A 21,783-nucleotide genomic window follows, 5' to 3' on the forward strand; every position below is an offset into this window, starting at 1 on the left:
ATAAACCACAATTGTGTCAATTATAAGTCGCTATTATATTTAAGTAATACAGATTTTATAGATAAATAAGTTACTTCTTTTGGAAGCAATTCTTTTATAGGCTTTAATTTTTCTGCCCCTAGATTTTTAATTGTTTCTATTATTAACTCCTCATATTCCTTTTGTATAAAATCATCTAGGTTTACATCTAACCCCTCTGTCTTACACTTAAATAGATGTTCCTCAATGGTAACTTCAGCAAGCTCTCTTTCCTTAGAGATTTCTTTAATAGTCTTGCCTTCTTTATACATATTATAAGTTATTATATGACTTTTTATCTTTTCAGTGCTATCAATTTTTTCATTATCCATTGACACTTCTTTAGTTATGTTATTTTCTTTAATATATTTTTTAATTTCTTCTATAAATACTTCACCATATTTATTATATTTGCTTTGGCCTACACCTTTAATATTAAGAAAATCTTCCTTCGTAACAGGCATGTATTCTGTCATTTCTTTTAAAGAAGCATCTGCAAATACTAAATAAGGTGGTATTTTTTCATTTAATGCAATATCTTTTCTTAAAAGTCTTAAAGCTTCAAATAAGGTATTATTCACTTTTCCTTTTTTACTTTCAGGTTTTTTATTTATCTTTAGAAATACTTTTTCTTCACTTCTTAATACAGGAACAGCCTTTGGTCTTAATTTAACTACAGGAAATTCATCATCTGTAGTAATCATATAATCATCAGCAATAAGTTTATTAATTATATCTACTAACTCTTTTTTTGTATAGTTCTTTACTATTCCATAGGTTGAAAGCTTATCAAGTCCTAAATTTAATATTTTTGCATTAGTTGAACCTTTTAAAACTTCTGCAATTACATTGGTTCCATATCTCTCTTTCATTCTATAAACGCAAGAAAAAATCTTTTGCGCCTCTATAGTCATATCTACAGTTTCTCTATCATCATTACATACAGAACAATTATTGCAGCTATCCTTTATATCTTGTTCTCCAAAATATTCAAGTATATATTTTCTAAGACACATAGATGTATAAGTATAATCCACCATAGCTCTTAAGTTATTATATTCTTGTGCTTTTTTAACAGGGTTCAACTCTCGCATATCGATAAAATATTTTTGAGTCTGTATATCCTTAGGGCTAAATAATAATATACACTCACTTGCCTCACCATCTCTGCCTGCACGTCCTATTTCTTGGTAGTAAGCTTCTATATTCTTAGGCATATTATAATGAATTACATATCTAACATTAGATTTATCAATACCCATTCCAAAAGCATTAGTAGCTACAATCACATCTACATTATCATAAGAAAAATCTTCTTGCGCTTTTGCCCTATCACTGTCAGAAAGACCTGCATGATAAAGAGCAGCTTTAATATTTCTCTTCTTAAGATTAATATATACTGTCTCTGCCTCTCTTCTAGTAGCAGTATATATTATTCCAGTAGTATTGATTTTTTCACTAACATAATTAACTACATAATCTAATTTATTTTCTCCTCTTAATACTTTTAAATTTAAATTTTCTCTATCAAAACCACTTATAAATATATTAGGGTCTTTTAACCTTAAAATATTTATCATATCTTCTCTAACCTTATCCGTAGCAGTAGCAGTAAAAGCGGCTAAAATAGGTCTTTTTTCTAATCTTCTTAAGAAACTAGGTATTTTTTTATAACTTGGTCTAAAATCATGTCCCCATTGAGAAACACAGTGTGCCTCATCTATAGCAACTAAGGTTATATCTATATGTTTTAAAGCTTCACAAAAACTTTCGTTTTCAAGTCTTTCTGGTGCTACATAAATTAATTTGTATTGTCCGTTTCTAGCATAAAATATTCTCTCTTCAATTTCTAAAGGATCTAATGAACTATTTATATATGTAGAAGGAATTCCACTACTATTTAATCCATCCACTTGATCCTTCATTAAAGATATCAATGGAGAAATAACCACTGTAACTCCTTGTAATATAAGCGAAGGAATTTGAAAACATATAGATTTTCCTCCTCCTGTAGGCATAATAGTTAAGGTATCTTGTCCTCTTAATATGCTCTCTATAGGTTTAACTTGCGCACTTCTAAAATCATCATACCCAAAGTATTGTTTTAGAAGCATTTTAGCTTTTTCCATAACTTCAATTCCTTTCCCAATTAATGCACTATCATTAATTATAACCAATAATTCTAAAAAGTGTTATAAAAAATATTAAGTTTTTTACCTACTGCTAGGCATTAGTCAAGATAATTCACAATACAAAATGTAAACTTCTCAATTGGTGTGGGAATTAATTCCCTTAATTTTAAATTTTACTAACAATGAAATTGCTAACTTTTATTATAAGAAGTTGCTGTTTAACTTAAAAAGAAATCAACTGAAAACTTCTTCTATATAGGAGAAATATCAACAATTGTCCATTTTCAATTTTCAATTCTTACATTGTATAGAATACTAATATAATCACTTATTATTTTTCTAAACATATCTTCTCTCAATATGTTAATTAGTAGTTTTTTTTCCATTTTAATAAACTCATTCCATAACTTACATTACCAAATTCTATGATTTTAATTAGACAATAAGGTTGTAATGTATATAATAAGTATCATAGGCTTAAGCATCTGACACAAAATATATTACAATCTTTGGTAGTTATTTTTTGCCAGATGCTTAAATAATACTAATTATTTTCTAAAAAGAAGGGGGAACTACTTTAATGAATAAACTTAAAAAGAATTACATTATAATTCCCATTGTTATTTGCATTTTATCTTTAATAGCAATGACTTTTATTAACTTTGGAAGTTCAAACTTATCTTTTAAATCTTATAAAGAATTTTTAAAGGATGCTCATAATGACCAACTCTCAACTGTATATATTGTTCCCTCTTCTAAAATTACTGTTGTAATGAAAGATGGAACAAAATATACTACGGATAACCCTAATAGTCTTACTTTAAAAGAGGAACTTTTAAGTAAAGGTGTAGAAGTAAAAGAAAATAGCAGTACCACATTTATGCAAACAGGTTTTTCTGCACTTTTAACACTTTCAATTGTTGCCATTGTCCTTATGTCATTATCAAAGACTAAAGGCGCAAGAGGAGTTACTGCTATAGATGCAGTAGATGCTTCTACTCTAGTAAAAGATAAATTTAACTTTAATAGTCTAGCAGGAAATGAAGAGGCTAAAGAAAGTGTTAAAGATATAGTAGATTATTTAAAAAATCCTGAAAAATATAAAAAATATGGTGCAAGAGTTCCTAAGGGAATTATACTATATGGTTCTCCTGGTACTGGTAAAACATTACTAGCTAAAGCAGTTGCAGGAGAAGCAAATGTACCTTTCTACGCTGTATCTGGTTCCGATTTTATTCAAGTATATGTAGGGGTTGGAGCTGGTAGAGTTAGAAGTCTATTTAAAAAGGCAAAAAGTCACGGAAAAGCAGTTATATTCATAGATGAGATAGATGCTATTGGTAAAAAAAGATCATCTAAGGGTACTGGAGGTTCTGAAGAAAAAGATCAAACTTTAAATGCCCTATTAACAGAGATGTCAGGATTTAGCGAAAGCGAAGGAATAGTAGTTATTGCTGCTACAAATAGATTAGATATACTTGATCCTGCACTTTTAAGACCAGGTAGATTTGATAGACATATTGAAGTCGCATTACCTGATGTAAGTGCTAGAGAAAAAATAATTAAACTTCATTTAAAAAATAAACCTCATAAAGATATAGATATCTTAGATCTTGCTCATAGAACTTCATATTTTTCTGGTGCTAAATTAGAAAACTTAATAAATGAAGCAGCTATATTAGCTTGTAAGGAAGACATTGGATATATCACTAATGAACATATAGATACTGCATTTTCTATAGTTCTTGCAGGTTACGAAAAAATTGATAAATCTGCTATTAAAGAAGAAGATAGAAAAATTACTGCTTATCACGAAGCTGGACATGCTTTAATTTCATTGTTAAAGTTGCCAGAGGAAAAAGTATCTAAGGTTACTATAATTCCTACTTCTAAAGGTGCTGGAGGATATACTCTAAGCTTACCTGTAGATAGCGCATATCAAAACCTAGACTATTTAAAGAAAAAAATAATGGTACTTTTAGGCGGACGTGCTGCTGAAGAAATAATTTTTGGGAAAGAAAAGATTACTACAGGTGCTTATAATGATTTAAAACAAACTACTAATATGGTTTACAATATGATTGCTGAGTATGGTATGGGTGAATCTTTAGGTCTTCTAAGACTTTCAGAAGTGCCTAGTCCACTTCAAGGATCAAGTTCTAAGGATATATTAGAAGAATGTAAATCTACTGTTGATAGTCTTTATGAAGAAGTAAAATCTATATTATTAAAAGAAAAATCTAAGTTAGAAGCTTTAACTAATTCATTATTGATTAAAGAAAAGCTTTCTTACGAAGAAATTTTGTCAGCAACTAATTTTATATAAATTCGCAGTTCATCATCTCTCTTAATAAAAGCCTAGAAAATATATTTTCTAGGCTTTTATTTTTGATTATATAAATTAGATAGGCATTTTTCTCTTCTGATTTTTTATAAACTAAGAATTAATCCCTAACTCTTTAAATAAATCATTCAATCTATTTTTCTCTTTTTCTTCAATTTTGAAATTTGTATTATATAAATAATGTTGAAGTACATCTGCATCTTTAAGAATTTCATCATAAACATTATCTACATTATGTTTGTCACTGTGGTTAGATATAGATTTACAAATAATATCAATTTCTTTCTCATTAAAACAGTTAGTATCATTTAAAATTTTTCTTGCTTCTATAGAGCCTAGCTTTGAGTGATCAACAGTATAGCCGATTTTATAACTTGATATATCATGCAACATTCCAGCAATTGCGCACAATTCAACATTTAGTCCACGTTTAAATGCAAGTAAACTACAAATAGATGATACACCATACAAGTGAACAAAACCACAGCGCCTTTCTTTTAAGTCAGATTGCTCCATTAAAATACTATCAACAATCTTCTGAATTTCTTCTAATCTATTCATAAATTTATCTCCTACATTTATAGTTTTATAAGACTTTTTATATACCAATTATAATATTAATTAAAATAAATTGCATGTACTTAAATAAATATTGGCTCTCTTCCTTAAAATTCATTATTTTTGTATATGAGTATGATACATTTATCGAGATACAGTTTTTTAATCTTTACTACTTTTTTATCATTTTGAAACAATTATAACCACTTAACTCAGCTCATCTTATTAAAAAATCACCTTAAAAACCTTATGTCTTGAAATAAGTCCAGCTTTAACTAAAGCTTTATTAGAAGCTATATTATCAAAATCACAGGAACAAATTGCCCTGTGCCCTCTTGTAACGCTTTTTTCTAAAAGCTTGTACATGATATAACTCCCGTAGCCTCTATTTCTATAAGATTTATTCACAACTATTCCTAAATTAACAGTTCCAGGAAAGATATTGCTTTTACGATATTCTCCAACTCCTAGAATTTCGTTGCTATCATAAAGTACAAATAATTCATCATTAGCTACTAATCCTAATAAATAGCTATTTATGCATTCATCTCTATCTTCTAAGTTTTTCATATAAAATTCTTTAATTCTCTCAATTTGTTCCCCTTTAGCGAGTATAAAATTTAGACTATCATATTTTTTCATAAAACTATTAAGATTAAAATCATAAAACAAATAAGAATCTATACTTATCTCTTTAGCAATTCCCATAGTTAAGGATAAAAACATAGGTTCAATACTACATACAATAGCACCTTCTATAGATTCTTCCTCAATTATCATTGAAAAAATTTTTTCATCTAAAGTTCTAAATTCATCAATTATATAAAATTGAGATAATAAATTGTTATTATTACTAATTGAATAATATCCTATTAATCTATCATTTAAATATACTCCAAAATAACTTGCTGTAATGATGTGTACAACATCGTGATAATCTTCCATAGGCTTTAAAAGACTATTATAGTATTCTTTCCTTAAAGGTAAAATATCTCTTACTGAATCTAATTTTTTAAAATTTATCATTTAACTTCTCCTTAATAAACTTTCAAATGTATTTAAATAAACACTAAATACCCTTAAGTATTTAAATAATTTTTAAGATTATTAATTGCTTCAATTACTTTAGTTAAGTTTTCTTGAGAATTTAAATTATCTCGTGCATGTAATAATGCTGGTCTTAGAGATTGAACAGAGTGTCCAAAATTATACATCCACTTATATCTTGGAACCATCCAAGTATGGAAATGATGAGTAGTATCTTCATTATAGAAATAATATACATATTCAATATTCAATACCTTCCTCTGAGCTTCTCTAATTTTTGTTAGCAATGTTATATAGTCGATTTTTTCTTCTTCTGTTAATTCATCAAAACATTTAATGTGTCTTTTGGAAGCTAATATAACTAATCCTTCTATAGGATATACCACATCTTGATGTGCATGAAAAAACTCTGTTTCAATAATTGTTCCTCCATCAGGCTCAACCTCTCCACTTGTAATAGCACAACTTAGACATTCCACTTCAATGGTTTTATTATTAGCCAATGTAATTTTCCTCATCAACCCATCTCCCCTGTCTCATTACAATTTTTCCTCTTATTCTTACATTAACATTTATAATCTTAATAATATGTTTTTATACTATATATTCCTTTAATAAGTCTAATTCTTCACTTATATATGTACTGCCTTCTTTACTTATCATATTAGACAGTATATATTTTTTTAATTTCATGTAAAGACCTAGTGGAAATTCATACTCTACCCACTTTGTCCTATAGCCTATAATACCATGATTTTTTAAAAGTAGTTCACATTCTCTTAAAATTTCTCTTATAAAATCTTTAAACTCATAAATAGTATCTATATCTACACTTATCGTTTCTCCATCATAGGTTTCATTGGTTATTTTAATTCTTATATTTTCTTTATCCTCTAGGTACATTTCCCATTTATGCTGATTAGGATTATCGTGCCAAATAAAATAATATTCTTCGGTTTCTCCATCAATACTTTCTTCTAATATATTAACAATTGCTTGTAGTAAATCTCCTATGGCATCTGTTATATTGTAAGGTGTAAATTCACTTATATTTCCATTTATATTTATAAACCCTTCACAAACTCCTACCCCTGTAAGCTTATAACTGAACTCTACCATAAAACTCCTCCTACTTTCTATAAATTATATATTAGTGTATCTATAAAGCTTCTTTATATGCAAGATTTATGCAAAAACTTTATAGTTATATTATAATACTATTGTATAAATTTAACGATTTGAGAGGAGATTTCTATTATGGAAATAAAATTAGATGCTCTTACATGGCAAGAATTCAATGAGAGAAAAGAAAAGGATGTTGTAATCCTCCCTATAGGCTCTTTAGAGCAACACGGACCTCATCTTCCATTATGCACTGATACAGTAATTTCTTATGAATTATCATTACTTTTAGCTAAGGAGATTAATGGAATAGTAGCTCCATCAATCAATTATGGCTATAAATCATTGCCAGCTAGTGGTGGTGGTCCTCTATTTCCTGGAACTATAGACTTAAATGGAAGCACTGTAGTTGCTCTTGTAAAAGATATATTAGAAGAGTTTATTAAAGATGGAGTTAAAAAAATATTAATCTTTAATAGTCATTATGAAAATGAAGCCTTTATACTTGAAGCGGCAGACCTTGTGTCTCGTAATATACCAAAAGGAACTAAAATTATTATCACTAATTGGTGGGATCCATTATCTAATGAAACAATAGATAAAATATTTGATGAAATCCCATTCCCAGGTTGGGCATTAGAGCATGCGGCTATAACTGAAACTTCATTCATGCTCAAATTTACACCGGAACTTGTACATATGGAAAGATTGGTAGATGAAGCAATGACTCCTCCTGGATATGCAGTATATCCAGTGCCATCTGACTTAGTGCCACCTTCTGGATTACTAGCTAGTGCTAGAAGCAGCTCAAAAGAAAAAGCGGATATAATGATAGAAGAGATTATTCCTAAAATTAAAAGTATAGTAGAAAAAACATTTTAAAAACTTCTCTTATTAATTCTTTAATATACCTTAGGATATCTATATATTTATAAAAAATGAACTGAAGTAAGTAGATAAAATAAATACTCTGCTTACTCCAGCTCAATATATGATACGATCTTAAAAATTAATGTATAGCCCAATATAGCTACACATTTAAATATTTTCATGCATAACTTTAATTAATAGAGAATTAAGAATGGACAATTGACAATCGTCAATTTTCAATTTCATATTAATATAAACTTAAATAATTTAATAACATAATTGTATCAACGTATAGATTAAATTCTAAAGTTGTACATTTATATCAATATCTTTTAAATAATATATTATTTTCTAAGTGAATATGCTGAAAGATGTCACTTTCAAGATCAACTAATTTTCTATATGTCATCTCAAAGGTTAAGCATACATCACTTGGAATACTATAACCATTTGTTACTTTTCTCAATTCTTTAAGAATAACACCAGCACCTTCATGTTCATTTTCAAGTTCATTGATTTTATTTTTTATTTGCTCTTTTTCTTCACCTTTAAGTATAAGTGGAAAAATTTCTTCTTCTTCCTTAGGTAAATGAGTTAATAATTCTTTGGCTAAAGCTGTAAATAATTCTTGAACTTTATAAAGCTCCTTATGATTGTCACCATGTGCTCTTATAATTTTTTCTATAAGCTCTCCTATATTAGGAAGTTCATTGTATAAATAATTATGATGAGTATCTATAATATGCTTTATTAATTCTTCTGAAGATACATTCTTCCATAGCTTAGGTGCTGTTTTCATAATAGATACTTTATAATTTTCATTTATTTTATCCATTATCTCTTTTTCATTTAATCCTTGTTCTTTTATAGCCTCTATTAAAGGTCTATTTCCTCCACAACAAAAATCTATTTCGTAAATTTTAAATATATCGCCTGCTCCTGGATATTCACTAAGTATATCTCCAATGAGCATTGTGCTATAAAATGTTTTTTCCATAATAACTCCCTCCATTTAAGTATTTAAAAGAATTTAACAATTTTAAAATGTAATATACTAATATATTAGCTTGGCTTATGCCTTTATTATAGATTTTTATCTTATGGAAATATGTGATTTAAATCAAATTATAATAAATTATTTAGTGTATAATAAGATATATATATTTATACCTTAAGAAAGTGGAGGGTTCTTTTATGATTAACCTTTATAGTTGTAATAGTTGTTCAGGTAAATATTGCGCTAGTAAAATATCAATATTTAAAGGATTAGATGAAAATCAATTAAAAAAGATTACAACCTTAATAAAGAGAAAAAGTTTTGAAAAGGGAGATGTTTTATTTAATATAGATGATACTTCCGACAAACTTTATATTATAAATAGTGGGAAATTAAAGGTCTATACTTATAACAAAGAAGGTAAAGAACAAATTTTATATCTCTTAAATGAGGGAGATTTTATTGGAGACTTGAGCCTTTTAAAAAGTAGTAAATTTAACTTTGCTTCTAAAGCCCTTGAAAAAACTAATATTTGCATGATTTCTAAAGAGGATTTTGATAAAATCATCAAAGAATCTCCTGAAATTACTTTGAAAATATTAGAGTATGCTTATGATAGAATTGAAAGCCTTGAAAATATGATTACTACTTTAACCAATAAAGATATAGATAGTAGAATCGCAGAACTGCTATTAAAACTAGAAAAAAATAATACAATAATCCTTTCTATAAATAGAGAAGATATGGCAAATTATATAGGAGTGACCCGTGAAACCATAAGTAGAAAACTAACTTCATTAAGTGAAGAAAATATTATAGAACTTGTAGGTAATAAAAAGATTATTATTAAAGATAAAGAATATCTACAGGATTTATTATAACTAAGAAATAAAAATGCACTTTTTATCTAAATAAACATAAAAAGTGCATTTATCAAACTCTTTATAATTCACAATTATAAATAATTACTAAATATATATTAGGTGGCAATAGTTACTTCTTCTTTTCTCTTATTTAATATACCAATGAAAATAGTGGTAGCTAAAGCTAAGGTATCAGAAACTAGTGGTGATAAAAACACTCCGTCAACTCCTAAAAATTTAGGTAATATAAATGATACTGGCACTAAAAATATAAAGGAACGGCCTATAGAAATTATATTTGCATATAAATCTTTTTGTATTGATTGATAATAGCTTCCATAAGTTATTACTATACCTAAAAACGGTAATGACCCTAAGTACATTTTTAATCTTGTAGCTGTACTATTAACGAATTCCAAATTATCATTAAATATGTTTACAATTGAAGTTGCAAATATGAAAAGCAATATTAGTGCTATACATCCATATACTATATCAACGATTAAAGCTAACCTTAAAGTTTTCTTAACTCTATCATATTTTTCAGCGCCATAGTTATACCCTATAATTGGCTGAGTTCCTTGAGCTATTCCTAATAATATTTCTAAAAATATTGTTGCAACATATCCTACTATAGCAAACATAGCTAAATCTATTGTCGTTCCATAATGAAGTATTAAATTATTTTGGATAAAAGTTAAAATACCCAAAGACATTTGCATACCAAAAGATACAAAACCAGAAATACATATTTCTTTTAATATGTTAAACTTAATTTTAAGATGTTTTAGTCTAATATGAAGTTTGGATTTTCTTGAAAAAAAATAATAAAGAAAATAAAGGCCTGAAAGAGTCATGCCTACTATAGTTGCTGCTGCCGCTCCTCCCATTCCATACCCTAATTTCATTACAAATAACCAGTCTAGAAATGCATTTAATATAGCAGAAATTACCAAAATATTCATTGATAATTTTGGATTTCCTTCTGCCCTTGCAATTGGATTTAATCCTGTAGATAAAATATGCATAATTGTAGCAGAAATAATTATTACACTATATTCTTTACTTAACTTTAAAACTTCTCCTTCAGCTCCTAGGAAAATCATAATCGGCTCTAAAAATAATAATCCTACTATAGTTATTATTAATCCAATTAATATCATAGAAAAAACAGATGTACCTAAAATTTGCCTAGCTTCCTCTTTTTCATTTTGTCCAAGCTTTATTGCAATAAGCGCGGAACCTCCTACTCCTAAAAGCATACCTATTGCCATATTACCACACATTACTGGCCACAAAATATTTATAGCTGCTAGCCCTGTTTCTCCTACTCCTCTTCCTATAAATATTCCATCTACAATTATGTACACTGAATTTACTAAAACTCCTATAATTGCTGGAATTACAAACTTCAAAAACAAACTTCCGATACTTTTTGTAGATAAACTATTCTCCATTCTTCCCCTCCGTTTAAGTTAGTTAGTTTAATTAACTATTAATTCTATAAAAAAGTCTTATAATTAAGACTTTTCCATATCTATTTTATTATTTTCTCAACTATTATACTAGTTAATTCTTTATATTTTTCTAACTCCATCTCTATCCTCCTTAAAAACTTGTAATGTAACAAATACACACTAAATTATATTTATAATAAATTTTAAAGTTAACAAGATACATGGCTCATCATATAAAAGTAACTAATTTAAATCTTAAAATATCTAAACAAAAATAAAGAAATTAATTCATAAAGAATTAATTTCAATCATGATTGTACATTTTCATTGAGAATTATTTTAATTTATATTACTAAATTATTTCCATTATCTTTATTATTCTTTAAATTTAAACAAAGTATTATTGTAACAACTAATCCTATATAATCAGCTACTACTGGTGCTAAAAACACTCCATCTACTCCTATAAAATAAGGTAAGATAAATGATATAGGTATTAAAAGTACAAAAGAACGTCCTACAGAAATTATATTGGCAAATAAATTTCGCTTAGTTGCTTGAAAATAGCTTGCAAAGGTTATTACTATTCCAACGGTGGGCATGGATGCTAAATAAATAACAAGTCTTTTAGCCGCTAACTTAATAACTTCTGGATTATTATTAAAAATGCCTACTAATTTACATGAAAAAATATATACAAATATAAATGTAGTACTTCCAAAAATAACATCTGCTATTAAGCTAATTTTTAATATTTCTTTAACCCTCCCATGTTCCTTTGCACCATAATTATATCCTATAATAGGTTGTATTCCTTGCGCTATTCCATATAATATTTGAATAAATACTATGGAAATATATCCTACAATAGCAAATATTGATACATCTAAAGTTGTACCGTAGCTTAATAATATATGATTTTGAATAAATATTATAAATCCTAAAGCTACCTGCATAGCAAAAGACATAAAACCTGAGGTGCAAATTTCTTTTAAAATATCTATCTTTATTTTTAAATAAGACAATTTAATCTTAACATTAGCTTGTTTACTAAAGAAATAGAATAAAAGATATACAGAAGACCCTATTATGCCAATAGCTGTAGCACATCCTGCACCTATAATTCCTAGATTTAATTTAATAACAAATAACCAATCTAAAAATCCATTTAAAATTGAAGCAATAATAAGTATGTTCATGGATAATTTAGGATTCCCATCTGATCTTGTAATAGGATTTAATCCAGTAGCTAGTACATGAAAAGGTGTTATTAAAAATAATATAGTTCCATATTGCTTACTTAACTTTAAGACTTCTCCTTCTGCTCCTAGAAATCTCATTATCGGTTCTAAAAACATTAATCCTATTAAAGATATAAAAGCTGAAACTAAAATCATAGCTAAAATGGATGTTCCCAATATATTTTTAGATTCTTCCTTTTTATTCTCACCAAGTCGTATAGATATTAAGGTCGCTGCACCTGTTCCAAATAGAGAACCAATTGCCATATTTACACATGCTATTGGAAATATAAGATTAATACTAGCAAGTGCAATCTCTCCTACACCACGTCCTATAAATATTCCATCAATTATTAAATAAAGAGAATTTACTAATATTCCTATTATTGATGGTATAACAAATTTAAAGAAAAGACTTAGTGTATTCTTTTTTATTAAATCATTTCCCATTATATTTTCTCCTTTGGTTACTTATTAATATCAAGGATTTTTAGATAGATATATTACTTCTAATACCTTAAGTACAATAAATATTTTAATTATTCTTCTTAAAATAAGTAAAGTACACTATATAAAATGTTAATATAAAGTTAAGTGAATTTCAAATTAAAAAAATCTAATGTTTCTCTAAATTAATTTTAAAAATATAAATGACTAATTATTTATATTTGCAGTATTCATATTAACGCTATCTGAGAATTAATTATTAACATTTATAGAATTCTAATCTATTTTAATAAAATATTTTTTACGCAATAAAAAAATAGCCATATTTGACTATTTTTTGGAGCGGGTGAAGGGAATCGAACCCTCGTAACTAGCTTGGAAGGCTAGCACTCTACCATTGAGTTACACCCGCACATTGGAGCGGAAGACGAGATTCGAACTCGCGACGTTCACCTTGGCAAGGTGACGCTCTACCACTGAGCCACTCCCGCATATTAAGTTTTAAAATTAGTGGTCGGGGTGACAGGGATTGAACCTGCGACCTCATGGTCCCAAACCACGCGCGCTCCCATCTGCGCCACACCCCGAGTATTTTTTTATTTTATCACATAAAAATTAGTGACATTTAATTATTTTTTGGAGCGGGTGAAGGGAATCGAACCCTCGTAACTAGCTTGGAAGGCTAGCACTCTACCATTGAGTTACACCCGCATATTGGAGCGGAAGACGAGATTCGAACTCGCGACGTTCACCTTGGCAAGGTGACGCTCTACCACTGAGCCACTCCCGCATAATGATGTTAATTTTCATATTAGCATTTTAAAATATTAATATTTATCCAATAGCTTGTACTTATTTTAAATATGGGGTGACCGATGGGATTCGAACCCACGACACCCAGAGCCACAATCTGGTGCTCTACCAACTGAACTACGGCCACCATATTTGGTGCGTTTTAAGGGATTCGAACCCCTGGCCCACGCCTTAGAAGGGCGTTGCTCTATCCAGCTGAGCTAAAAACGCATGTATTTTGTCGACCACTGCCGACGAAGATTATAATACCATAGCTAGAAAAATTGTGCAAGTATTTTTGCAAAGTTTCTATTAAAAATTTAATTTAAACTTAAAAACATATTATATTTCAACAAATTGTACTCTATTAATTGCCAGTGCTCCATTGTATAAAGTTGTAAAGTAAAACTAAAAAGTATTTTTTACTTCTTATATCAATATTATAACCAATATTATATTATTATAGTATTGGTTATAATAATTTTGTATATTAAAATTAATTAAAAAGTAGGTGATACTTTGATAGATGTTTTACTTTTAGGCTGTGGTGGTAATCTCCCCACTCCAGGTAGGAGCTTAACCGCTCTTTTACTAAATATTAAAGGTCGTAAAATATTAATAGATTGCGGCGAAGGTACTCAAGTATCAATGAAAATGGTAGGAACAGGTTTTAAATCTATTGATATAATATGCATTACTCATTTCCATGGAGATCATGTAATAGGGCTTCCTGGACTTCTTTTAACAATAGCTAATTCTGGTAGACAAGAACCATTAACTATAATAGGTCCTCTGGGGCTGAAAGAAGTTATATTAGGACTCTCTGTACTCTTTCCTATTCTTCCTTATGAAATTAATCTTATAGAGACTGATGAAAATGGAGAAGTTTTTAATTTTGAAGATTTTATTATATATACTAGTTCTTTAGATCATACCACTTTTTGTAATGGCTATTCTTTTTATATAAAACGGAAAAGACGGTTTGATCCTATAAAAGCAATAAAAAATAAAGTTCCTAAAACCCTGTGGAACAAATTGCAAAATGAAAAAAAAGTATTTTTTGATGGAATATGTTATAGTAATGAAATGGTATTAGGAGAAGAGAGAAAAGGAATAAAAATTTGTTATGCCACCGATACTAGACCCTGTACTAATCTTGAAATACTTTCTAAGGATTCAGATCTTTTTATTTGTGAAGGTATGTATGGGGACGATAGTTATTTAGAAAAAGCACTTTCTAATAAACATATGCTATTTTCAGAAGCTGCACACTTAGCTAAATCTGCAAATGTAAAAGAACTGTGGTTAACTCATTTTAGTCCCAGCATGATAAATCCAGAAGAATATTTATATATAGCAAAAGATATATTTGCTAATACAATTCTAGGCGAAGACAGAATTAAAAAAACATTACATTTTGAGGACTAATAAAAAATTATCACAAAGTTTAACATTATTTATATTATGAAGTTATTTAGCTGAACTTTATTTTTGTAATAAAATTATTTTAAAAAGTATATAAGATATCTGAAAAATAAAGTGGTAGCATAACTACCACTTTAAAAATATTAATAATTAACACTTGAAATAAATTAATTTTCCATACTTACTATATTATAGGGATACAACATAAGGGTTCAAAATATATTATAGAAAATAGATTTTCTATAAAAATAACTTAGTCACTTAAAAATTAAGGATTATGATTAAGATTTCTTAGCCATTTCTTTAGATTTGTTCATACAGTCAACAATTGCTTCTATTACTGCTGTTCTTAGTCCTTTCGACTCTAAAGTTCTAACTGCTTCTATAGTTGTTCCTCCTGGAGAACAAACCATATCTTTAAGCTCTCCTGGATGTTTTCCTGTTTCTAAAACCATCTTCGCTGATCCCAAAACTGCTTGTGCCGCAAACTTATAAGCCTTATCTCTTGGCATTCCACCTATAACTGCTCCATCAGCCATAGCTTCTATAAACATGAAGACATAAGCTGGTGCTGAACCACTAACACCTATAACCGCATCTATTAAATACTCTGGAAGTATTTCTGATTGTCCAAAGCTATCAAATATACTTTTAACTTCTTTTAATTCTTCTTCTGTAGTATTTTTATTAGCACATAACACTGACATTCCTTCATTAACTAAGGCTGGAGTATTTGGCATAGTTCTAACAATTTTAGTATCTTCGCCTAGAATTTTCTCTATATCTGCTATAGTTTTACCTGCTGCTATAGTTACTACCAATTTTTCTTTAGTAATATCCTCTTTTATAGATTTCATCACTATATCATAAATATTTGGCTTAACTGCTAAAATAATTATATCTGCTTTTTTTGCTACTTCCTTAGAATCTGTAGTAGTTAAAACTCCAAATTCATTGTTTATAGCATCTAATTTATTCTGATCTAAATCAGAAATTATAACTTTCATCGGCTCTACAAGCTTTGACTTAATTATTCCACCAATCATAGCTTTTCCCATGTTTCCTGAACCAATAAATCCAATTGTCTTATTCATAATTAGTCCTCGCTTTCACTAAAAACTTTGTTCTGTTCTTTCAATAATTTCATCTTGGAGTACTTTGCTTAAATTATGGAAGTGATCACTATAACCAGCAACTCTAACAATAAGATCTTTATACTCCTCAGGATTATTTTGAGCATCTATTAAAGTTTTTCTATCTATAACGTTAAATTGAATATGATGCCCATCCATATTAAAATAAGCTCTAATTAATGAAGACATATTTTCGAGACCTTCATTTCCATTGATAACAGATGGAGTAAACTTTTGATTTAATAATGTTCCTCCCGTCTTTAAATGATCCATTTTAGCTGCTGACTTTATAACAGCTGTTGGTCCATTTCTATCAGCACCTTTTTCTGGTGAAATCCCCTCTGAAAGAGGTTTAGATTTAAGTCGTCCATTTGCACTAGCTCCCATTACTTCTCCAAAATAAACATGACAAGTTGTAGGAAGCATATTTATTCTATAAACTCCGCCTTTAACATTTGGCCTTCCTGTTACCTCTTTGTAAAAGGACATAAATATATCTTTCATTATACCGTCTGCATAGTCATCATCATTACCATATTTAGGAGTTTTATTTAAAACTATATTGTGAATAGCTTCATATCCATCAAAATTGTTATCCATAGCTTTAATAAGATCTTTCATGCCAATTCTTTTTTTATCATATACATTATATTTTATTGAAGTTAAACAATCAGTAACTGTTCCTATTCCAACTCCTTGAATATAACTTATATTATATCTAGCTCCACCATCATTATAATCTGCACCTTTTGATATACAATCATCAATTATTATTGATAAAAATGGTGAAGGCATGTGCTTCGCATATATAGCTTCGATTACATTACTTCCTTGAACCTTTATATCAATAATGTAATGCAACTGCTTTTTAAAAGCTTCAAATAGTTCATCAAAAGTTTTAAAATCTTCAGCATATCCAAGCTCTAGCCCAATTTGCTTACCAGATATTTTATCAAATCCATTATATAATGTTAATTGGAGAATTTTAGGTATATTTAAATATCCAGTTAAATTGTAAGATTCTTTTCCGAAAGCTCCTGTTTCAACGCAACCGCTTGATCCACCTTGTCTAGCATCTCCAATTGATTTTCCCATTTCCATAAGTTCTTGAACTATTGCTTCAGTATTATAAAAAGCAGGCTGTCCCCATCCTTTTCTAGATATTTCGCAAGCCCTTTTTAAAAACTTATTAGGAGTTTTTTTACTGATTTGAACATTTGAACTTGGCTGCAATAATTTCATCTCATCCATAGTATCTAAAATTAGATAGCTTATATCATTAACTCCATCATGTCCTTCTTCAGTAATTCCGCCTGTATTAATATTAACAAAATCTGTATAGGTACCACTTTCTTTTAGTGTTATTCCAACTTTTGGTGGTGCTGGTTGATTATTAAACTTAATCCAAAAACACTCTAATAATTCTCTTGCTCTTTCATAGGTTATTTTTCCCTCTTCCAACTCTTTTTCATAAAATGGATAAATGTGTTGATCCAATCTTCCTGGAGAAAATGCATCCCAAATATTAAGCTCAGTGGTCACACCAACATGAACAAACCAATACATTTGTAATGCTTGATGATAAGTTTTTGGTGCATGAGCTGGAACCACATCACAATTTTCTGCAATTGTTAATAAATCTAATTTTCTCTTTTCATTAGTTTCTTTATTAGCAAGTTCCCTTGCATATTTAGCATATCTCTTTCCATATATAATTATAGCATCACAACAGATAACCATAGCTTCAAGCTCTACTTTCTTGTTAAATGCTTTTTTATCATTTTTATAATCTATCTTTTCAATAGATTTTTTTATATCTTCTTTAAAATCTAAAAACCCTTTTATATATATCTTTCCATCAGCAACGGTATGACCCGGTGCTCTCTGCTCCATAAATTCTGTAAATAATCCACCTTCATAACAAGCCTTCCACTCTGCTGTCATATTAGCTAATATTTTTTCTCTTATTGAACGGTTACACCAATATGGAATAATTAATTCTTCTTGTGTCTTTCTAACTTCATCACTAACATTAAAAGATATTTTATCTCTTGAATTCATAACTTCTAAATCTTCCATGGTGTGACAGCAAAGTTCTGGAAAAGTGGGTGTGCTTTGAGGTTCTTGACCTTTCTCTCCAACTATTAATTCATCTTCATTTATACAAAGTTCTCTGTTTTCCATAAAATATTTAAAAGCTAACGCTCTTAAAATAGGAGTTTCAACTGAGCCTTCATATTTTTTATAAGCTTCTGTAAATAACTTAGCCCTTTCAATAGAAATATGTGGAGTTGCAGTTGTACTTTGTTTTCTTAATTTCTTAACCCTTTCATTTATACCTCTTTCCATAATATTTAACCTCCAATTTTAACATGGTAATTATACTTTTCAAAAGCCTTTTTAATTTTTTCAACTTTTTTCTCACTAGGTTTTGACATGTGTTCTTGTTTATAAAACATATTAAGCTTTGTATATTTGTGCATGCCAATATCATGGTATGGTAATAAATTTACTTCTTTAATGTTTAAATTTAGGAGAAATTTTATTGTTCCATTAATGTTGTCCTCATCAGTATTAATTCCTTCAATGAGTGGTATTCTTATATTGATCTTTGCTCCATATTCACAAAGCTTTTGTAAATTCTCTATTATAAGCTTATTTGGCTTTCCAATAAACTTCTCATGCTTTTGTGAATTAATTAATTTCAAGTCATACAAAAATATATCTACATAGTCTAATATTCTTTTATAGTTCTCAAAACTTGTATATCCACAGGTATCCACTGCCACAGATATCCCTTTATCTCTACATCTTTTAACAAATGCTTCTACAAAATCAATTTGCATCATCACTTCTCCACCAGATAAAGTAACTCCGCCACCAGATTGCTCATAAAAAACCTTATCTTTATCTACTTCTTTAATTAATTCTTCTACTGTATATTCTTTACCTATAATTTCTCTAGCATTATTTACACAAAAATCCATACATTTTTCACAAAAGTTACACTTTTCTAAATTTGTATACACTATTTTTTCACTAATTGAAATAGCCTGATTGGAACATCTCTTTTCACATTGGCCACAAAGTGAACATTTTTCATTGCTGTACATAATATCTTTTGTATATCTTTGTGTTTCAGGATTATGGCACCATAAACAAGTTAATGGACACCCCTTAAAAAACACGGTAGTCCGTATTCCAGGACCATCGTGTACTGAACACTTTTGTATATTTGTTATTAAGGCATTCTTCAATAAGATCACTCCTTGTCTTTAAAATGATTTGGAGTACTTACTTCCAAAATTCTCACCATCTTATTTGTATAGTTAGCATAATTATGCATAATTGCTGAACTATAATGAGCACTATCTCCTGGATATAAGTCATATTGTTCATTATTTATAAATAAAGTTAATGTTCCTTCTAATACATATATAAACTCTTCTCCTTCATGTTTATATTGATTTAAGTTTTCGTCCGTATTATTAGGAAGTACTTCTATTAATCTTGGTAAAAGTTCTTTATCATGACCATCAGTAGTTAAGTTATAATTTATAAACATACTATTATCAATTTTAAAAACCTCTTTTTCATAACTTCTCAATATCATTCTTGTTTTACGTTTGGGACTTGAAAAAAAGTAATTTAAATCTACATCTAAAGCCTCTGCAATTTTCATTAATGAATCCGTAGCAATACTGGTAAGTCCCCTTTCAAGTTGTGATAAAAAGCCAATAGAAAGACCTGTACCTTCACTTAATTCCCTTAGTGTCATCTTCTTGCTTGCTCTCAATTCTTTTATTTTGTTTCCAATATCCTTTTTCAACTTCGCACCTCTTTATTATCGCCACAAGAATTATTTGTTTTTTAACACTATTCTTAATTATCAATATACTCTAACTAAATTAACTTGTCTATAGTTTTATGAAATTTTTCACTACATTTTTTATTATACTGAACAAATCACTTTTTTAACGTTTATTTTTTAATATATATTAATAATTCTTTAGAATATTACCATAATTTAAACAAGGATTATGTAAAAACATAATCCTTGAATTATTATAGTATTTTAAAATATACTGTATATTTACTAAAAGTAGCATATTTTTATACTTTAATGCATATAAACTAAATTCTGCAGCTTATATTTTTAACAAATTAAATATATTAACTCAATTTTAAGCATAATTAGATGTTATTTATGTAAATATTATAACACCTATATAAATAAAAATCTTATATTAAATTTAATTTTAATAATTTTTTGATAGACTTTTTAATATATTATAAAAAGTTCAGTGTAATTAATAATATTAAAAAATTTTAACTTTATTTAGTATCTTTATCTTCTTTTGAGTGATTCTCTATGATTTTAGCATTTTCATTATTCAGCTTCTCTGTCTTTTCATTTTTAATTATATTATAAGGACAAATATATCTATTAACAATTACAGCTACTATAATGCCAATAGCCGTTTCAATAAATCTACTAATACCATATTGAAGTGGCGATATAGTTTTAAGATTTATCATTATAGCTAAAAATACTACACAAGCAATATTAGCAGATTTATTTTCATGAAGAATATTTGTAATATATATAATTAAGCTCACTCCTATTACTGTTAATATGCTGCTATGGGGTGCAATATAAGAAAATATAATGCCGATAATAGCTCCAATAGTTGTCCCTATCAATCTATTCTTTCCAGCTTCAAAAGAATTTTCAACGGTGGTTTGCATTGTTATAACTGCTGCAATACAAGCATAAAAAGGTGAATCAAACCTCAATATTCTTAAAAGAATTATACATATTCCTACAGATAATGCTGTCTTAATATTTCTCATGCCTATTCTTTTCATAAGTAATTCTCCTTAAAAACCCTCTCAGAAATCTTGCAAAATACCTATCCATATGCTAACCTATTTTTTCACATCCTTTATACTAAATTTAAAAATCATAATTTATTTTATAATACCATATTTTTTTATAACAGGTTATTTAAAATTCTTTATAAATCCAATTATTGAATAATTTCTTTTAAATAAATCTTTAAATATTAATTTCATTTTAAAAGACACCTGCAAAAGGTGCCTTTTTATCTTCTCATTTTTTGTTGTTCTTTTAATATATCTTCTTCTGATAGTCCAGTAATGTCCATAATTTCAGTAATTCCTACACTTTGTTCTAAAAGGTTTCTAGCCTTTTTCATAGCTTTTTCATGCATACCTTTATCCGCCTTTTTCGCCATAGAAAAACACTCCCATCTACTTTTTATTCTTATTATTTCTTTATATATAGTAAAATATTCCTAATATTTTCTATAGACA

Annotated in this window: 18 protein-coding genes and 7 tRNA genes; 4 read left to right on the forward strand and 21 right to left on the reverse strand. The window is 28.2% G+C overall.

Translation table 11 applies throughout. From position 1 onward, the window contains the following. Positions 1-20 precede the first annotated feature (20 nt). Positions 21-2,147, reverse strand: a complete 2,127-nt coding sequence (gene recQ / locus ACY1IQ_RS04290) for a DNA helicase RecQ (protein WP_461612798.1) — start codon at positions 2,145-2,147, stop codon at positions 21-23. 583 nt (positions 2,148-2,730) lie between these two features. On the opposite strand from recQ, the gene ACY1IQ_RS04295 reads away from it, so the two are divergent. Next, the gene (locus ACY1IQ_RS04295; protein ID WP_461612799.1) at positions 2,731-4,476 is read left to right on the forward strand and encodes an ATP-dependent metallopeptidase FtsH/Yme1/Tma family protein; all 1,746 of its coding nucleotides are present in this window, start codon (positions 2,731-2,733) and stop codon (positions 4,474-4,476) included. 111 nt (positions 4,477-4,587) lie between these two features. On the opposite strand, the gene ACY1IQ_RS04300 is transcribed toward ACY1IQ_RS04295, so the two are convergent. From ACY1IQ_RS04300 to ACY1IQ_RS04315, 4 genes are all read right to left on the reverse strand, one after another. Continuing rightward, entirely contained in the window at positions 4,588-5,055 is a 468-nt protein-coding gene (locus ACY1IQ_RS04300) for an HD domain-containing protein (protein ID WP_461612800.1), read from the reverse strand. A gap of 222 nt (positions 5,056-5,277) precedes the next feature. Next, positions 5,278-6,078, reverse strand: coding sequence for a GNAT family N-acetyltransferase (locus ACY1IQ_RS04305; protein WP_461612801.1), 801 nt, complete (start codon positions 6,076-6,078; stop codon positions 5,278-5,280). Between the two features lie 53 nt (positions 6,079-6,131). Further along, the gene (locus tag ACY1IQ_RS04310; protein WP_461612802.1) at positions 6,132-6,617 is read right to left on the reverse strand and encodes an HIT family protein; all 486 of its coding nucleotides are present in this window, start codon (positions 6,615-6,617) and stop codon (positions 6,132-6,134) included. A gap of 76 nt (positions 6,618-6,693) precedes the next feature. After that, entirely contained in the window at positions 6,694-7,218 is a 525-nt protein-coding gene (locus tag ACY1IQ_RS04315) for a hypothetical protein (protein ID WP_461612803.1), read from the reverse strand. Positions 7,219-7,356: 138 nt separating this feature from the next. On the opposite strand from ACY1IQ_RS04315, the gene ACY1IQ_RS04320 reads away from it, so the two are divergent. Continuing rightward, on the forward strand, positions 7,357-8,103 hold the full coding sequence (locus tag ACY1IQ_RS04320) for a creatininase (protein WP_039637169.1): 747 nt from the start codon (positions 7,357-7,359) through the stop codon (positions 8,101-8,103). A gap of 310 nt (positions 8,104-8,413) precedes the next feature. Here the strand turns inward: ACY1IQ_RS04320 and ric are convergent, their stop codons facing one another. Further along, on the reverse strand, positions 8,414-9,088 hold the full coding sequence (gene ric / locus ACY1IQ_RS04325; RefSeq protein WP_461612804.1) for an iron-sulfur cluster repair di-iron protein: 675 nt from the start codon (positions 9,086-9,088) through the stop codon (positions 8,414-8,416). A gap of 197 nt (positions 9,089-9,285) precedes the next feature. On the opposite strand from ric, the gene ACY1IQ_RS04330 reads away from it, so the two are divergent. Beyond that, positions 9,286-9,969 carry a Crp/Fnr family transcriptional regulator gene (locus ACY1IQ_RS04330; protein WP_461612805.1) on the forward strand — a complete coding sequence of 228 codons (684 nt, stop codon included), beginning with the start codon at positions 9,286-9,288 and terminating at the stop codon, positions 9,967-9,969. Positions 9,970-10,067: 98 nt separating this feature from the next. On the opposite strand, the gene ACY1IQ_RS04335 is transcribed toward ACY1IQ_RS04330, so the two are convergent. The 9 genes from ACY1IQ_RS04335 to ACY1IQ_RS04375 form a co-directional block, all read right to left on the reverse strand. Further along, positions 10,068-11,408 carry an MATE family efflux transporter gene (locus ACY1IQ_RS04335; protein WP_461612806.1) on the reverse strand — a complete coding sequence of 447 codons (1,341 nt, stop codon included), beginning with the start codon at positions 11,406-11,408 and terminating at the stop codon, positions 10,068-10,070. Positions 11,409-11,752: 344 nt separating this feature from the next. Further along, the gene (locus tag ACY1IQ_RS04340; RefSeq protein WP_461612807.1) at positions 11,753-13,099 is read right to left on the reverse strand and encodes an MATE family efflux transporter; all 1,347 of its coding nucleotides are present in this window, start codon (positions 13,097-13,099) and stop codon (positions 11,753-11,755) included. 335 nt (positions 13,100-13,434) lie between these two features. Next, a tRNA-Gly gene (locus tag ACY1IQ_RS04345) sits at positions 13,435-13,508 on the reverse strand. A gap of 4 nt (positions 13,509-13,512) precedes the next feature. After that, a tRNA-Gly gene (locus ACY1IQ_RS04350) sits at positions 13,513-13,587 on the reverse strand. A 20-nt stretch (positions 13,588-13,607) separates the two neighbouring features. After that, a tRNA-Pro gene (locus tag ACY1IQ_RS04355) sits at positions 13,608-13,683 on the reverse strand. A gap of 50 nt (positions 13,684-13,733) precedes the next feature. Beyond that, positions 13,734-13,807: transfer RNA gene (locus ACY1IQ_RS04360), tRNA-Gly, on the reverse strand. A 4-nt stretch (positions 13,808-13,811) separates the two neighbouring features. Then, positions 13,812-13,886, reverse strand: a tRNA-Gly gene (locus ACY1IQ_RS04365). Positions 13,887-13,960: 74 nt separating this feature from the next. Then, positions 13,961-14,036: transfer RNA gene (locus tag ACY1IQ_RS04370), tRNA-His, on the reverse strand. Positions 14,037-14,042: 6 nt separating this feature from the next. Next, positions 14,043-14,119: transfer RNA gene (locus ACY1IQ_RS04375), tRNA-Arg, on the reverse strand. A 288-nt stretch (positions 14,120-14,407) separates the two neighbouring features. Between ACY1IQ_RS04375 and ACY1IQ_RS04380 the strand changes: the two genes are divergently transcribed. Continuing rightward, complete coding sequence (locus ACY1IQ_RS04380; protein ID WP_461612808.1) at positions 14,408-15,316, forward strand: ribonuclease Z; 909 nt, start codon at positions 14,408-14,410, stop codon at positions 15,314-15,316. 278 nt (positions 15,317-15,594) lie between these two features. Here ACY1IQ_RS04380 and proC read toward each other — a convergent pair whose 3' ends face one another. The 6 genes from proC to ACY1IQ_RS04410 all read right to left on the reverse strand — a co-directional run bounded on the left by proC (position 15,595) and on the right by ACY1IQ_RS04410 (position 21,704). Continuing rightward, positions 15,595-16,407 carry a pyrroline-5-carboxylate reductase gene (proC, locus tag ACY1IQ_RS04385; protein ID WP_461612809.1) on the reverse strand — a complete coding sequence of 271 codons (813 nt, stop codon included), beginning with the start codon at positions 16,405-16,407 and terminating at the stop codon, positions 15,595-15,597. A gap of 18 nt (positions 16,408-16,425) precedes the next feature. Then, complete coding sequence (gene hypD / locus ACY1IQ_RS04390) at positions 16,426-18,795, reverse strand: trans-4-hydroxy-L-proline dehydratase (RefSeq protein WP_461612810.1); 2,370 nt, start codon at positions 18,793-18,795, stop codon at positions 16,426-16,428. A 5-nt stretch (positions 18,796-18,800) separates the two neighbouring features. Next, positions 18,801-19,703 (reverse strand): trans-4-hydroxy-L-proline dehydratase activase, encoded by a 903-nt coding sequence (locus tag ACY1IQ_RS04395; protein WP_461612811.1) that lies wholly within the window; start codon positions 19,701-19,703, stop codon positions 18,801-18,803. Between the two features lie 5 nt (positions 19,704-19,708). Next, complete coding sequence (locus tag ACY1IQ_RS04400) at positions 19,709-20,275, reverse strand: helix-turn-helix domain-containing protein (protein ID WP_461612812.1); 567 nt, start codon at positions 20,273-20,275, stop codon at positions 19,709-19,711. Between the two features lie 506 nt (positions 20,276-20,781). After that, positions 20,782-21,315, reverse strand: a complete 534-nt coding sequence (locus ACY1IQ_RS04405; protein ID WP_461612813.1) for an FUSC family protein — start codon at positions 21,313-21,315, stop codon at positions 20,782-20,784. A gap of 236 nt (positions 21,316-21,551) precedes the next feature. Continuing rightward, complete coding sequence (locus ACY1IQ_RS04410; protein WP_454054526.1) at positions 21,552-21,704, reverse strand: hypothetical protein; 153 nt, start codon at positions 21,702-21,704, stop codon at positions 21,552-21,554. Positions 21,705-21,783: the final 79 nt, after the last annotated feature.

Source organism: Clostridium sp. Marseille-QA1073, from assembly GCF_054863625.1.